The sequence below is a fragment of the Sunxiuqinia elliptica genome, assembly GCF_900113005.1.
Taxonomy (GTDB): Bacteria; Bacteroidota; Bacteroidia; order Bacteroidales; family Prolixibacteraceae; genus Sunxiuqinia; species Sunxiuqinia elliptica.
The window spans coordinates 260,821-274,695 of sequence record NZ_FONW01000003.1 but is presented as its reverse complement, the minus strand read 5'-3'; the positions used below and the strand labels follow the sequence as shown (position 1 = coordinate 274,695).

The following is a 13,875-nucleotide window of genomic DNA, read 5'->3' as shown; positions in this document are numbered from 1 at the left end:
GAAAATGACAAGTCAAAAATACTAATAAAATTAGTTTTTGCTAATATTTTTAGATTAATTTGTGTTGATGAATTATTTAGCTCAGAATATCAAATACTTGCGTAGGAAGCATCAGCTTACCCAGCAACGGTTGGCAGATCAACTAGCCGTTAAGCGAGCTTTAATTGGTTCGTATGAAGAGGGGAGGGCTACGCCTAAAATTCAGGTTATGCAACAGTTAGCTCAGCTTTTTAAGTTAAGTTTGGATGAGCTAATTGGTACCAATTTGGAAAAAATGCCTTCTTCTTTACTGCCCAAATCAAATGGACCGGGACAAATATTGTCGGTTGTTGTTACTCCCGATAATGAGGAACGTATTCCCATTGTTCCGGTGAAAGCTGCGGCTGGCTATTTGAGTGGCTATGCTGATCCAGAATATGTTGGCGAATTACCTCATTTCTATATGCCAATACCTGAGCTTTCGCGTAACCGGACTTACCGGGTTTTTCAGCTAAATGGGGATAGCATGTTGCCAGTAGCTCCTGGGGCTTATGTTTTTTGCGAATACCTGGTTGATCTTGATGAGTTGAAAGAAGGACAAACCTACGTATTAATTACCCGTGACGAAGGTTTAGTATATAAACGGGTATATATAAAGGAAAATAATGAGCTGTTGTTGAAGTCGGATAACCCAGAGTATGAAGCTTACCGAATTCCAATCAGTTCGGTATTGGAATTATGGCGAGCAAAAGGCGTGTTGAGTTTTGAGCTTCCTTTGCCAGAGTTCCCAGGAACGGCGCACATATCTACCGTTTTGAGCGAAATGAAAGAGGAAATCAGGAAATTACGCGAAGGTTAAATTCGGCTATGTTAACTCTTTATTAGCCCTTCTTATTTAAATTAAATTATATCATTCAATTTTTGTAAATTGCGCCACTCAAAATCAGAAAACTATGGGCCTATTTGGATCATTTACGAAGTCGAAAAAAGAAAGCCTTGATCAAGGACTCTCAAAAACAAAAGAAAGCGTTTTCAAAAAGCTTGGGCGAGCCATTATTGGTAAATCTAAAGTTGACGACGAAGTTCTTGACAATCTGGAGGAAGTATTGATTACGTCGGATGTTGGAGTTGATACTACCCTAAAAGTTATTGAGCGAATCGAAGCTCGTGTTTCAAAAGACAAGTACTTTGGAGTTGATGAACTCAACAACTTATTGAAAGAGGAGATAGCTGCTCTACTTGAAGAAAATAACTCCGGCGAAGAAGCTGATTTTGACCTTCCAGCAAGTGATACCCCATATGTAATTATGGTGGTTGGAGTGAATGGTGTTGGAAAAACAACCACGATCGGGAAATTGGCTCACAATTTTAAGAAAGCGGGTAAAAAAGTGGTTTTGGGAGCTGCCGATACGTTCCGGGCTGCAGCAATTGATCAGCTTGAAATTTGGGCTGAACGTGTTGATGTTCCGCTTGTGAAGCAAAGCATGGGATCAGATCCAGCTTCAGTGGCCTACGATACCTTAGCATCAGCTAAAGCACAGGGAGCCGACGTGGCTATTATTGATACCGCAGGTCGTTTGCACAATAAAGTCAACTTAATGAACGAGCTTACCAAGATCAAAAATGTGATGCGTAAGATTGTTCCAGATGCTCCTCATGAGGTGCTGTTGATTTTAGATGGATCAACAGGGCAAAATGCCTTTGAGCAGGCTAAGCAGTTTACCAAGGCGACAGAAGTGTCAGCATTGGCGCTTACAAAGCTTGATGGAACAGCCAAAGGCGGTGTCGTTATTGGTATTTCTGATCAATTTAAGATACCGGTCAAATACATCGGAATCGGAGAAAAGATGGAAGACTTGCAATTATTCCGAAGAAAAGAATTTGTTGAGTCGCTATTCTCATAAAGAAAATAGACCTAATATAGATTAATGGCATCCCGAACTTGTTTCGGGATCTGTTTTTTATAGCGTTATCAAAAGCCGGCTGGGGGCCTTTAGCTCAAATGAAAAAATTGAAAACTACCTGCGGCTTTGTTTGTTGTAAAGTGCGAAGATTTTAATATGAAATTATGAAACGAGGAAAAGTCAATATAACTACCCTGGGATGTTCGAAAAACCTGGTAGATTCTGAAATGCTACTCAATCAACTTGATTTAAATGGATTTAAAGTTGTTCATGACAGCGAAGAAGATGATGCTAACATCGTTATTTTAAACACCTGTGGGTTTATTCTGGATGCAAAAGAAGAGTCGATCAATTCGATTTTAAGCCATGTTGAAGACCGAAAAAGCGGAAAGTTGGATAAGCTTTTGGTGATGGGATGTTTATCAGCTCGTTACAAAGAAGATCTACAAAAAGAAATTCCTGAGGTTGATAAATTTTACGGTAAGTTTGATTATAAGGAAATCATTAAAGATTTAAATGCTGACTTTTTTGAGCAGAAGATGTACTATCGTGTGAAAACCACACCGGGGCATTTTTCTTATTTAAAAATTAGTGAAGGCTGTAATCGTCATTGTTCTTTCTGTGCAATTCCTCAATTTACAGGTATCCATAAATCAAGAAGCATGGAAAGCTTGTTGGAAGAAGCAAAAATGCTGGTTGAAGGTGGAACCAAAGAGTTACTGATTATTGCTCAGGATTTGTCCTACTATGGCATTGATCGCTATGGTGAGAGCAAGCTGGCTGAGTTGGTCGATCGCTTGGCTGATATTGAAGGTTTGGAATGGATTCGTTTGCACTATGCCTATCCTTCAAAATTCCCAATGGACTTATTAAAGGTAATGCGCGAACGAGACAATGTTGCCAATTACCTGGACTTGCCATTGCAGCACATTACTGATCATATGTTGGGGCAGATGAGACGAAAAATTGGCAGGAAAGAGACGGTTCAATTGATCAACAAAATTAGGGAAGAAGTACCTGGAGTTGCCTTGCGAACGACTTTCCTTGTTGGCCATCCTGGCGAAACTGAGGAAGATTTTGAAGAGCTGAAAGCATTTGTTAAAGAACAGCAGTTCGACAGAATGGGCGTATTTGCATACTCCAATGAGGACGATACCTATGCATTCAAAATGTATGAGGACAATATTCCTGAAGAAGTTAAACAAAGCAGGGCTTCGGAGCTGATGGAAATTCAACAAAATATTTCGGAGCAATTGAATACGAAAAAGATTGGCCAAACGCTGAAAGTACTGATCGATCGGGAAGAGGCTGATTACTTTGTGGGAAGAACTGAATACGACAGCCCGGAAGTGGACGGAGAAGTATTGGTCTCGAAAGATGACCGAATTGAGATTGGAAATTTCTATCCGGTTAAGATTACCGAATCAACGGAATTTGATCTTATCGGACACTTATAAACGAACTATTGAAAACTGAAAAATCCCGTCTGCGACAAATTCGTGTCACAGACGGGATTTTTTATATCCTAATATTTGTGGTAGAAAGTAAAGCGGTAGGACTACAAAAATTATTGTGATAGTCCAATAACCTGTTGGGCAAAATCAATACAAGCTTGCTCAACTTCTGGTTGCGCTTTTGACGTCACCCCATAACCAATAACATGGACACCAGCATTAAAGGCCTGTTTTTGCTTCGTTGGTATCCCTAGTTGATCAAACATTTTCAGCATGGCATCAACGCGAACAACTCCGTCTTGATGTTCTTCATCCTCGTAGTAGTAGGCCAGAAACACAGGGGCTTTTACGCGTTCATAAGTTTTTTTATGCATGGTGGCTTCCACCAGCTGTTGTAAATACACTGTCGCTTCCATTCGGTAATAACAATTCCAGTACTTGCATTCCTCATCTTCCGGGTTATCGTTTACATAGCGGTATTTGTCTCCCGTAACCATCCGGCTTATTTGCAAGCCCCAAGGTTTGGCCAACAAAAATGCTCCAGGGTTATTGATGCGAATATTGGGAGAAAGCAGCAGCAAGCCATCGACCAGCTCTGGAAAGTCGGCAGCCAGCTTTAGTGAAAGAGTTCCTCCGGTTGAAGTACTCATGATAATTACTTTTCGCCCTAAAAGGTGAGCGATTTGCAAGGCTTCTTTTGCTGACTCATATAAATGATCTGGAGTCATATCCAGTAACGGCTCTGGAACATCTAGCCCATGTGAAGCTATGCGAGGAATGTAGGCATTCATTTGAAAGTATTTGGCAAAGTTTTCATGCGTTGGAGCACCTTCAACACCAGAAGCCGAAAAGCCGTGCAAATAAAGCAAGCAGTATTCCGTTTGTTGTTTCAAACTGTCGTTTTCCCAGATCACTCGGGATTCATTTCCTGGCTTGACGGGAAGCCTCTTTTCTCTTTCTGCAAGAACAGTTTCAATTTCACTTTTCGAAAATCCAAGATTATTTAAATCAGGATTAAGAACCGGTTTTGGCGGTTTCGGACCAAGCATATAAATGATTGCCAATAAAGCGATCAAAATAGCTAAGAAAGAGCGTGTCTTCTTCATGAGATTATAATTGGATATTAATGAATTCGCTTTCGAAATGTATAAGGGATAATTTGCCTAAAAGGTTTAATTCGTTCAGTTCGAATATAAACTTATGAAATTTATTTATGCTCAATTAATGGTAACTTTTTTTCTTTTTGAGCCATTCGAAGATACAAAAAAATGGCCTAATTGCTCCTGGCTCAGTAGACTGAATCATTTTTTAAAAGGTTGATTGGAGAGATAAAAAAATTGGTGATCGTAAATCTTCTTTCAAAACATGAAAACCTTATAAACATTAGAAATAGATGGATTGTTAATGTACAAAAGTTATTTTTACAAGACCTTAACAACCGAATAATCAACATATGGATACATTTTCGCAAGTAGGCAATCAAGAGATTGCTGCTGTAGAAGAGCTTTACCAGGATTATTTGAAAGATCCTGAGAGCGTTGACGAAAGCTGGAAAAACTTCTTTAAGGGGTTTGAGCTTGCCAGAACAAATTATAGTTCAGGCAAATTCCAGGGAAGTGATCAGATTGATAAAGAGTTTGCAATACTTAACCTAATTCATGGTTATCGCCAAAGGGGACATTTGTTCACAAAAACCAATCCGGTCCGTTCACGGCGGACTTACTCTCCAACTTTGGCTATTGAAAATTTTGGATTGGAGCAAAGCGACCTGGAGAAAGTCTTTCAGGCCGGAAACAATATTGGAATTGGACCGGCTAAACTGAAAGACATCATTGCTCATCTGGAAGCTACATATTGCGATGCCATTGGCGTTGAATATGTATTTATGCGTCACCCAGAGGTGATCACTTGGCTGCAACAGAAGATGGAGAGTTCTAAGAATTCGCAGGAATTTACTCCTGAAATGAAGAAGCACATCTTCTATCACTTAAAATTGGCTGTGGGCTTTGAGAGCTTTATTCATAAAAAATTTGTAGGGCAAAAGCGTTTTTCTTTGGAAGGAGCTGAAGCGTTAATTCCTGCTTTGGATGCTGTTATTGAGCAAGGAGCTGAGCTTGGAATTAAAGAGTTCATTGTAGGAATGGCTCACCGTGGACGACTGAATATCTTGGCCAACATCATGAATAAGCCGTACGAATACATTTTCAAAGAATTTTATGGAACGGAGTATGAAGAAGATATTTCTTTGGGCGATGTTAAATATCACTTAGGGTTTGAAAATGAAGTGACTTCAGATTACGGCAAAAAGGTGAAATTGAGCCTGATGCCAAATCCATCTCACCTGGAAGCCGTTGCTCCTTTGGTAGAGGGAATGGCTCGCTCGAGAATCAATTCACTTTATGATGGAGACTATGACAAGCTGGCGCCAATTGTTATTCATGGCGATGCCGCTATTGCTGCCCAAGGAGTCGTTTATGAGGTAATTCAGATGTCGCAGCTGAAAGGCTATAAAACGGGAGGAACAATTCACTTGGTCATTAACAACCAGGTTGGATTTACGACAAACTACCTGGATGCTCGGTCAAGTACCTACTGTACTGATGTGGCCAAAGTGACCCGTTCTCCGGTTTTTCACGTAAACGGCGATGATGTTGAAGCGTTGATTTACACGATAAAGTTGGCGATGGAATTCCGCCAAAAATTCAATACCGATGTGTTTATTGATATTTTGTGTTATCGGAAATATGGGCATAACGAAGGCGATGAACCTCGTTTTACTCAACCTCAGCTTTATAAAGCAATTTCTGCGCACAAAAATCCTCGGGATATTTATGCGGAAAAGCTGATTGAGCAGGGGATTATGACTGCCCGAGATGTGAAAGATGAGATCAAAGGGTTTGATCAATTAATGAGTGATAAGTACAAAGAATCGGAAAAGATTGAAAAGTTGAAGATCAAGCAATTTCTGGTTAATGAGTACAAAGAATTTGATCATGCACCCAAGAAAGAATTTTTTGAGGCGATACCAACTGGCGTTGGGCGTGAAAAGCTGGTTGAACTAGCGGGTAAGATCAACTCGGTACCTGAAGGACGCAAGTTCTTTAATAAGGTGAATCGCATATTGGCTGATCGCCGACAAATGATTCGGGACAATCGACTGGATTGGGGAATGGCGGAGTTGCTGGCTTATGGAACTTTGGTTGCAGAAGGACATCCGGTACGAATCAGCGGTCAAGACTGCGAACGAGGCACTTTTGCACATCGACATGCCGCCTTCGTATTTGAGGATGGCGATGACAAGTATTTCCCATTGAAGCATGTCGCTGAAAAACAGGCTCCATTCCATATTTATAACTCCTTATTGTCCGAATACGGTGTAATGGGCTTTGAGTATGGTTACGCTTTGGCACAGCCCAATGCCTTAACTGTTTGGGAAGCACAATTCGGCGATTTTAGCAATGTTGCTCAGGTTATTATTGACCAATACATTACATCGGCACACGAGAAATGGGGCTTGATGAATAATCTTGTCCTGTATTTGCCGCACGGGTATGAAGGCCAAGGACCAGAGCACTCCAGTGCGCGGATTGAGCGCTTTTTAGCTCAGGCAGCAAGTAACAACATGCAAATCGTGGTACCTACAACGCCCGATAACATGTTTCACTTATTGCGACGCCACCTCAAGTGGCAAGTTAGGGTGCCATTGATCATTTTTACACCAAAGAGTTTATTGCGCCATCCAATGGTTAGTTGTACCTTGGAAGAGCTAAGTAAAGGGCATTTTCAGCCAGTTATTGATGATCATATGCCGAAAGCTGAGAATGTGAAGCAGGTTGTGTTTACTTCCGGTCGTTTATATTATGATTTGGCAAAGAAACGAGTCGATATGGGAGATGAATCGACCGCAATTGTACGAGTCGAGCAGCTCTATCCATTACCAGTTGATCAGATCGAAAGCTTATTGAAGAAGTATGATAAAGCCGATCGGATTATTTGGGCACAGGATGAACCTGCAAATATGGGAGCTTGGCCATTCATCAATCGGAAGTTAAGTCATATTCCTTTTGAGGTTGCATCCCGTTCCGAAAGTGGTAGCCCGGCTGGAGGTTTAATGAAACAACATAATCTTCGCCTAAATAAAATTTTGGAACAAGTTTTTAGAGAACAAGAATTAGCTAAAGCATAAAAAAATCATGATCATTGAAATAAAAGTACCAACACCCGGTGAGTCAATCACTGAAGTTGAACTTGGCAGGTGGTTGGTCGAAGATGGATCTGTTGTTGAGAAAGACGATGAGATCGCAGAAATAGAGTCTGATAAAGCAACCTTGACATTGGTTGCTGATGAGGCTGGAAAAGTGAGTTTTAAAGCCCAGGAAGGTGGTACGCTTGAAGTTGGTTCAGTAGCCTGTACAATTGATACTTCGGTGCAACCGGAGGAGACTGCAAAGCCAAAAGAAGAAGCTAAACCTGAAGCTGAGAAAGCAGCGAAGGCTCCGGCAAAAGAAGTTGTTGAAGCAAAGCAACCTAGAGCCGAAGTGACTGGAAAAGCACAGGATGACCAGTCGCATGTTAAAATTACCTCGGTTGCTCGCAAGATGATGGAGGAAAATAACCTTTCGGTGGATGATATTCTGGAGGGCATCAAGCGGATTTCGAAAAAAGAAGTAGAAGCTGTTATGAGCTTACCAAAATCGGCACCCACTGGTGTAGAAGAAGGAAGCTTTTCGCGAGAGGAAAATCGTGAGAAAATGAGTTCTTTGAGACGAAAGTTGAGCCAGCGATTGGTGGCGGTTAAAAACGAAACGGCCATGCTAACAACTTTCAATGAGGTGGATATGAGCCGGATTATGGAGTTGCGTAAAAAGCACCAAGGTCGGTTTATCGATCAGCATGGATTTAAATTAGGCTTTATGGGCTTTTTTACGAAAGCAGCGGCTACAGCCATGAAATTTCACCCGGCCATTAATTCGATGCTGGATGGCGAAGAGATTGTTAGCCCTGACTTTGTCGATGTCGGGATTGCCGTTCAAACACCAAAAGGCCTGATGGTGCCAATCATTCGAAATACAGAAAGCAAATCTGTTCCTCAAATTGAAAAGGACTTGAAAGACTTGGCCGAGAAGGCAAGGAACAAAAAAATTTCGGTAGAAGAGTTAACGGGAGGTACTTTCACCATTACCAATGGAGGGACTTTTGGATCACTGCTTTCCACTCCAATTATTAACCCGCCACAATCTGCTATTTTGGGAATGCACAATATTGTTGAACGTCCGGTGGCTGTGAATGGCAAGGTGGAGATTCGCCCAATGATGTATGTGTCACTTTCATACGATCACCGTATCATCGATGGTAAAGACTCAGTCGGCTTCTTGGTGAAAGTTAAGGAACTGGTTGAGAATCCGGAACGCATGCTTAACGCAGGTATCAATCCGGAGGAACTATTATTGGATTTGTAATTAGTTTTCAATGCTATAACTCAAGCTGCTTCTCGAATTTTTGAGGAGCAGCTTTTTTTGTAAAAAACGGTCGGCTAGGTTAATGCTTTAAGCTTCGTTTTTGGGGAAGAACCTTCAATTTAAATGCCTTTAAAACCGATTGGTTAACAAATAGGCAAGTGTGCATATTGATGCAAATCTGTTGAGTTCGGTTTTTGTCTGAATTTGGCTACCTTCATGTTTTTGAAAATTCAAATAACCTTAAAAATAGAGTACTGTGAAAATAGTTGTATTGGATGGCTATACCTTAAATCCAGGTGATTTAAGTTGGGATGCATTAAAAGCAATTGGTGATTGCGAAATTTACGATCGCACACCAGCTAGTTTAACCGTTGAACGTATCGGTGATGCCGAAATTGTTTTAACCAACAAGGTGGTGATTGATGATGCGGTATTAAAGGCTTGTCCTGCGATGAAGTATGTTGGAGTACTGGCAACTGGTTACAATGTGATTGATTTGGAGGCTACACGAAAAGCAGGAGTTGTAGTCACCAATATTCCTGCATATAGCACAGATTCGGTTGCTCAAATGGTTTTTGCTCATTTGCTAAATATTGTAAATCAAGTTCAGTTTCATTCGGAGGCCGTGCATGGAGGAGAATGGGTTAACTCGGCCGATTTTTCTTTTTTTAGAACGCCTCTATTTGAACTTAGCGGTAAGACATTAGGGATTATTGGTTTTGGTAAAATTGGACAAAAAGTGGCTGAAATAGGACATGCTTTTGGCATGAAAATCCTCTTTCAAAATCGATCGATTTTGAAAGATATCTCGGAAGACTTTAAGCAGTGCGAGCTGGATGAACTTTTGAAAGAGTCGGACGTGGTGAGCTTAAATTGTCCTTTAACTGAAGCAAACTATGAGTTTATTGGTCAGGAAAAACTGGCTTTGATGAAAAAAGGAGCTGTGCTAATCAATACGGGGCGCGGTCCGCTGATCAATGAACAAGACTTGGCTGATGCGTTGAATGAAGGACATTTAGCAGCAGCAGGCTTGGATGTCCTTTCGGATGAGCCTCCTGCTGCCGATCATCCACTGTTGACAGCTCAAAATTGCTATCTAACGCCACATATTGCTTGGGCCACTATAGAAGCTCGCCAGCGTTTAATGGACATTGCGGTCAATAATCTGCAAGCTTTTCTGAATAGAGAAAGCCTGAATGTAATCAATTAAAAAAGTGGATTATGATCTGTTTTTAGTGCTTATTTTTCGTATAAGTCGTCGTTTGAGTTAAAATCATTAAAATCAACATCATCATCAAATTCATCATAAATAGACAGTCGCCGTTTTGAGCTTCGTTCTTTTTTTACACTTTTTGGTGATTTGCTCCTAAAATCCATGTCCTCAAAATCGGAATGCTTTTGCTTCTTGCTGGAGCTGTTTTTCGATTTCATTTTAATTTTACAGATCTAATAATTAATAACTTAGTTTCTAAAAAATACCTTGAGGTATTGGTTTTGTAAACTAGAAAAAAAAAATTCTATTTTCCAAGTGGTAAAACTTGTTTTTTAACTGTTTTCTGGTGATTGTTTACTCTTCATTCATGTTGAAATAAAACTACTCTTAGAAGTATAACGTATAATGTTTCCAACAAGTTATAGCCTTTGCTTGTTACTTGAATAGTTAGTAACCTGAAAAACAACGGGAATTATGAGTTTTACACTTGAGATAGGAGCGCAGGCGATCGATTTTGATTTACCTGCTACGGATGGAAAAAACTATTCGCTTAAAGATTTTGAGCAAGCTCGGTTTCTGGTTATTTTCTTCACTTGTAACCATTGCCCATATGTGGTTGGGAGTGATGAGTTGACAAGAGCAGCAGCTGAAAAATTTGAAAAGGATGGAGTCCGCTTTGTTGGAATTAACTCCAATAGTGAAAATACGTACCAGGAAGATGATTTTGACCACATGGTGCAGCGAATGAATAGGAATCGCTTTCCTTGGATTTACCTCCGGGATGAGAGTCAGGAGGTTGCCTTGGCTTATGGGGCATTGCGAACACCGCACTTTTTTATATTTGACCAAGATCGTCGTTTGGTGTACACCGGACGCGGGGTCGATTATCCACGGGATGCATCGCAGGTTAAGGTGAATGATTTGGAACGAACATTATATGAGCTCACCGCTGGGAAGATGACAACCGTTCCAATGACCAATCCCATTGGTTGTAATGTGAAGTGGGAAGGAAAAGACCGACATTGGATGCCTCCAGAAGCATGTGATCTGGTTTATTAAATTAAGTTGCTTAACTAAAAGAAATTGAATGTGCTATGGTATGCCTGCTCAAAATGTCGTATTTTTAGCAGGCATACTTTGTTTTTTATGGCAAAGTTTGGCAATTATTGACGTAAATAAACGTTAACTTCTAGAATCATTAATTTTAAAAATGCCATGAAAAAAATTACAATTTTCTTACTTCTAGCTGTGTTTGCTTTACCTTCGATGGCGCAGTCGCCAATTAATTTAGGCTTAAAGGGAGGATACAGTAATTCAAAACTGACTGCTGATATTGGTGGTGAGGGTAGCGTGGACAATTACCATGTTGGAGCATTTGTCCGCTTAAACTTAGGAAGGCTTTACTTGCAACCCGAGGCCTATTTTAGTTCAAAAGGTGGAACGGTGGATTTTGAATCTGGGGCTTCTCACACCATCCATTCTTTCGATTTAAAAACCGTTGACGTTCCTATATTATTAGGGGTTAACGTTATTGATAAAGGGCCATTGAAAGTAAGAGCAAATGCCGGTCCATTGATGTCATTCTTTACGGATAAGGAACTCAATAATGAGTTTTTTGATTCGAATGATGTAAAAGACAGTTTCTTTGGTTGGCAATATGGTGTCGGAGCTGACTTCTTATTTTTGACACTTGATGTTCGTATGGAAAATAGCAGCGGAGACTTGTATTCTGGGCCGTTGCTCGACAATGATGTGAAAAGCAAAAGTTTTGTTGTTAGTTTAGGTATTAAGTTGCTTTAAATCATTTGGGAAATAATTCCAATTGATTAAGTTTGAAATAATTTGAAGGTTAGGGGAGGTCTACACAAATTGGGCTGCAACCTGCCTTCACTCTTTTAAACGAAAATATTTGGTCTTTTAAGTAAATGCTTTTATAAAAAAGAGACTCGACATGAAAACGATAAAATCTGCTTTCTTGGTTTGTGCTTTGGTATTGATCAGTTTTCTGGGGTATGCCCAAACTGATTCAGTTAAAGTGAGTAAAGTTATCAACCCAGAGTACGATTTTATATACCGCGAGTTATTCAATTTTTTGCCGAATTCAACCTTCGGAGGAATTGAAACTGAGCCAAACTTGTCGGTTCCAATGAAATTTGACTTACAACCTGAGTGGGTGATTGATTATAATTCTTACGCCGGTTTTAAAACATTAAGTCTCACCAATCAAGCGCCTGTCTTTAATCCGTGGTTAGGTTCATTATCAGTAACTAACCAAGCTCACTACAACTTAAACGACCGACTTGTGGTCGGAGGAAATAGTTTTGCTGGAAGTACCATTTTTGATAATATGCCAGCAAATCCATCTTTGAAGGACATGAGTATTCGTGGTGCTTCCATGTTTCTACAGTACAATATCTCCAAGAAAGTTAAACTGAGTGGAAGCTTCAGCATTAGCAACGACCACCATCCTTTTATTCCGTAATTAAGGTTCAGTAAGGACTTTGTTGTTATTACTACTAGCCTGTTTTTAATCTTTTCTATCTGATAATTATAGCTCGAACTGTGTTATTATTTTGAATCTTTGCTCAAAAAAATAGCGCTTATTTTGTTCTCTCAAGCTTGTAGAATCTGATATCTTCTGTAATTTCGAGGTCAAAAATCACAATGACTGCATCGCGGGTAAAAGATATTTCACCTTTCATTGTAATGGAGGTGCTTGAAAGAGCGGCTGAGCTAGAGAAAGCCGGAAAACATGTCATTCATCTAGAAGTTGGAGAACCTGATTTTTCCATGCCTCCAATAGTGGCTGAAGCTTGTCAGCAGGCGATTGCCGACAGTAGAACTCATTATACTCATAGTCTTGGCGATCCGGAGTTACGTGATGAAATCTCCCGTTTTTATCGTGAAAACTATCAAGTAGAAATCGATCCGGATCAGATTGTGATAACTTCTGGAAGCTCTCCGGCTATCTTGTTGGCACTTTCTGTTTTATGCGAGCAAGATGATGAAGTGATCCTATCGGACCCGTCATATGCCTGCTATCCTAATTTTATACATTACATTGGCGCTAAGGCCGTTCGGGTGCCTGTTAGCGAACAGGATGGTTTTCAGTTGCATGCTGAATCTATTCAGAAACGAATTTCGACTAAAACGAAGGCTGTTTTAATCAATAGTCCGATGAATCCAACAGGGAACTTACTAACAGCCGATACGATGAGAGACTTGGCCAAGCTTGGAGTCCCTGTAATTTCGGATGAAATTTATCACGGCCTAACATACGAAGAGGATGCTCACAGTATGCTGGAATTTTCAGACCAAGTATTTGTGTTAAACGGTTTTTCAAAGTTATATGCCATGACTGGGATGAGGTTGGGATACCTAATTGCCCCCAAACAGTTCATTCGGCCAATTCAAAAATTACAGCAGAACTTATTTATTTGTGCCAGTTCTGTTGCTCAACGAGCAGGAATTGCCGCCTTAAAATCGGCCGGAGCAGATGTTCAACAGATGAAAGCAGTTTATAACGAACGGCGTTTGTATTTAATCCAACGATTAAAAGAACTAGGATTTCGAATTCCTGTTGAGCCAACGGGAGCTTTCTATGTGTTTGTCGATGCCACACACCTCGGAACTGATTCCTATCGTCTTGCTTTTGATATTTTAGAGAAGGTGCACCTTGGCGTAACTCCAGGGATTGATTTTGGCCCAGGGGGAGAAGGATTTCTGCGCTTTTCTTACGCAAATTCATTAGCGAATATACGCGAAGGAATGGATCGATTGGAACAGTATATTCAAACAAAATAGTTTGATTACATCACGTATTACAAAAAGCGGTTTAGTTTTTGTTGACGGTTTCGAGGCGTTCG

12 protein-coding genes are annotated in these 13,875 nt (G+C 40.4%); 10 read left to right on the top strand and 2 right to left on the bottom strand.

Translation table 11 applies throughout. The annotated features are described in order from the left end of the window. Positions 1-67 precede the first annotated feature (67 nt). From BM156_RS09440 to rimO, 3 genes are all read left to right on the top strand, one after another. Positions 68-838 (top strand): XRE family transcriptional regulator, encoded by a 771-nt coding sequence (locus tag BM156_RS09440; RefSeq protein ID WP_093919691.1) that lies wholly within the window; start codon positions 68-70, stop codon positions 836-838. A 94-nt stretch (positions 839-932) separates the two neighbouring features. Beyond that, on the top strand, positions 933-1,883 hold the full coding sequence (gene ftsY, locus BM156_RS09435; RefSeq protein WP_093919610.1) for a signal recognition particle-docking protein FtsY: 951 nt from the start codon (positions 933-935) through the stop codon (positions 1,881-1,883). 164 nt (positions 1,884-2,047) lie between these two features. Next, positions 2,048-3,340, top strand: a complete 1,293-nt coding sequence (gene rimO, locus BM156_RS09430) for a 30S ribosomal protein S12 methylthiotransferase RimO (RefSeq protein ID WP_093919609.1) — start codon at positions 2,048-2,050, stop codon at positions 3,338-3,340. Between the two features lie 110 nt (positions 3,341-3,450). Here the strand turns inward: rimO and BM156_RS09425 are convergent, their stop codons facing one another. Then, on the bottom strand, positions 3,451-4,443 hold the full coding sequence (locus BM156_RS09425; protein WP_093919608.1) for an alpha/beta hydrolase: 993 nt from the start codon (positions 4,441-4,443) through the stop codon (positions 3,451-3,453). Positions 4,444-4,790: 347 nt separating this feature from the next. Between BM156_RS09425 and BM156_RS09420 the strand changes: the two genes are divergently transcribed. The 3 genes from BM156_RS09420 to BM156_RS09410 all read left to right on the top strand — a co-directional run bounded on the left by BM156_RS09420 (position 4,791) and on the right by BM156_RS09410 (position 10,006). Next, positions 4,791-7,523: a 2-oxoglutarate dehydrogenase E1 component gene (locus tag BM156_RS09420; RefSeq protein ID WP_093919607.1), complete on the top strand. Its 2,733-nt coding sequence runs from the start codon at positions 4,791-4,793 to the stop codon at positions 7,521-7,523. 7 nt (positions 7,524-7,530) lie between these two features. Continuing rightward, the gene (gene odhB / locus BM156_RS09415) at positions 7,531-8,796 is read left to right on the top strand and encodes a 2-oxoglutarate dehydrogenase complex dihydrolipoyllysine-residue succinyltransferase (RefSeq protein ID WP_170846917.1); all 1,266 of its coding nucleotides are present in this window, start codon (positions 7,531-7,533) and stop codon (positions 8,794-8,796) included. Positions 8,797-9,052: 256 nt separating this feature from the next. Next, complete coding sequence (locus BM156_RS09410; protein ID WP_093919605.1) at positions 9,053-10,006, top strand: D-2-hydroxyacid dehydrogenase; 954 nt, start codon at positions 9,053-9,055, stop codon at positions 10,004-10,006. 29 nt (positions 10,007-10,035) lie between these two features. Here the strand turns inward: BM156_RS09410 and BM156_RS09405 are convergent, their stop codons facing one another. Further along, the gene (locus tag BM156_RS09405; RefSeq protein WP_093919604.1) at positions 10,036-10,227 is read right to left on the bottom strand and encodes a hypothetical protein; all 192 of its coding nucleotides are present in this window, start codon (positions 10,225-10,227) and stop codon (positions 10,036-10,038) included. Positions 10,228-10,483: 256 nt separating this feature from the next. On the opposite strand from BM156_RS09405, the gene BM156_RS09400 reads away from it, so the two are divergent. From BM156_RS09400 to BM156_RS09385, 4 genes are all read left to right on the top strand, one after another. Then, the gene (locus tag BM156_RS09400; protein ID WP_093919603.1) at positions 10,484-11,068 is read left to right on the top strand and encodes a thioredoxin family protein; all 585 of its coding nucleotides are present in this window, start codon (positions 10,484-10,486) and stop codon (positions 11,066-11,068) included. A 156-nt stretch (positions 11,069-11,224) separates the two neighbouring features. Continuing rightward, positions 11,225-11,809, top strand: a complete 585-nt coding sequence (locus BM156_RS09395) for a porin family protein (RefSeq protein WP_093919602.1) — start codon at positions 11,225-11,227, stop codon at positions 11,807-11,809. Positions 11,810-11,960: 151 nt separating this feature from the next. Then, complete coding sequence (locus BM156_RS09390; RefSeq protein ID WP_093919601.1) at positions 11,961-12,491, top strand: hypothetical protein; 531 nt, start codon at positions 11,961-11,963, stop codon at positions 12,489-12,491. A 182-nt stretch (positions 12,492-12,673) separates the two neighbouring features. After that, the gene (locus BM156_RS09385; RefSeq protein WP_093919600.1) at positions 12,674-13,813 is read left to right on the top strand and encodes a pyridoxal phosphate-dependent aminotransferase; all 1,140 of its coding nucleotides are present in this window, start codon (positions 12,674-12,676) and stop codon (positions 13,811-13,813) included. The last annotated feature ends 62 nt before the right edge of the window (positions 13,814-13,875 follow it).

Bases quoted from the DNA above. Each gene is read 5' to 3' on its own strand.
- BM156_RS09440 (WP_093919691.1), top strand. From the start codon at position 68: ATGAATTATTTAGCTCAGAATATCAAATACTTGCGTAGGAAGCATCAG.
- ftsY (WP_093919610.1), top strand. From the start codon at position 933: ATGGGCCTATTTGGATCATTTACGAAGTCGAAAAAAGAAAGCCTTGAT.
- rimO (WP_093919609.1), top strand. From the start codon at position 2,048: ATGAAACGAGGAAAAGTCAATATAACTACCCTGGGATGTTCGAAAAAC.
- BM156_RS09425 (WP_093919608.1), bottom strand. From the start codon at position 4,443: ATGAAGAAGACACGCTCTTTCTTAGCTATTTTGATCGCTTTATTGGCA.
- BM156_RS09420 (WP_093919607.1), top strand. From the start codon at position 4,791: ATGGATACATTTTCGCAAGTAGGCAATCAAGAGATTGCTGCTGTAGAA.
- odhB (WP_170846917.1), top strand. From the start codon at position 7,531: ATGATCATTGAAATAAAAGTACCAACACCCGGTGAGTCAATCACTGAA.
- BM156_RS09405 (WP_093919604.1), bottom strand. From the start codon at position 10,227: ATGAAATCGAAAAACAGCTCCAGCAAGAAGCAAAAGCATTCCGATTTT.
- BM156_RS09400 (WP_093919603.1), top strand. From the start codon at position 10,484: ATGAGTTTTACACTTGAGATAGGAGCGCAGGCGATCGATTTTGATTTA.
- BM156_RS09395 (WP_093919602.1), top strand. From the start codon at position 11,225: ATGAAAAAAATTACAATTTTCTTACTTCTAGCTGTGTTTGCTTTACCT.
- BM156_RS09390 (WP_093919601.1), top strand. From the start codon at position 11,961: ATGAAAACGATAAAATCTGCTTTCTTGGTTTGTGCTTTGGTATTGATC.
- BM156_RS09385 (WP_093919600.1), top strand. From the start codon at position 12,674: ATGACTGCATCGCGGGTAAAAGATATTTCACCTTTCATTGTAATGGAG.